The organism is Roseateles sp. P5_B10 (assembly GCF_056400485.1).
This window is the reverse complement of sequence record NZ_JBFULE010001658.1, coordinates 1-569: the sequence shown is the minus strand read 5'-3', so window position 1 is coordinate 569 and position 569 is coordinate 1. Positions and strand designations below refer to the sequence as shown.

Here is a 569-nt window from a genome sequence, read left to right as displayed (position 1 = left end):
TGAACGGCGCGCCGGCGAGCTTCGCCAGCCGCCGTGCGATCTCGGTCTTGCCGACGCCGGTGGGGCCGATCATCAAAATATTCTTCGGCAGCACTTCCTCGCGGAGCGATCCCGTTAGCTGCAGGCGCCGCCAACGATTGCGGAGTGCGATGGACACTGCGCGTTTGGCATCATGCTGGCCGACGATGAAGCGGTCGAGTTCGCTAACGATTTCGCGGGGGGAAAAGTCGGTCATGTCGCTCTACGTAGGGTGAGAAGGGCGTTGGGACAAGCGGATCAGATGATGGGTGGCCCGGCCTGCCAGGTCCGGATCGCTTCGAATGGATGAATCAGCATGATCACGTTCAAAGTGAGATTGTCGCGAATATGCAAGCCGACCAGAATTTCAAACAGCAAAGCGATCGCGACGGTGGCGGCGACCGGCAGCTTCTTTGCGATAATAAAGCCGGCGATCATCGATAATGTATCTGCCAGCGAAGTGACGATGCTGTCGCCGAAATAATCCAGCGACATCGTTCCGGCGCGATAGCGCTCGATGATCCAGCTCGAATTTTCCAGCAGCTCCCAAC

Annotated in this window: 2 protein-coding genes; both read right to left on the bottom strand. The window is 58.2% G+C overall.

Going from position 1 to position 569, the window contains the following annotated elements; translation table 11 throughout:
• A partial coding sequence (locus tag AC1DU6_RS35175) for an AAA family ATPase (RefSeq protein WP_477863195.1) occupies window positions 1–235 on the bottom strand: 235 nt, incomplete at its 3' end.
• Between the two features lie 41 nt (window positions 236–276).
• On the bottom strand, window positions 277–569 hold a 293-nt coding region (locus AC1DU6_RS35170), incomplete at its 5' end, for a DUF2585 family protein (protein ID WP_477863194.1).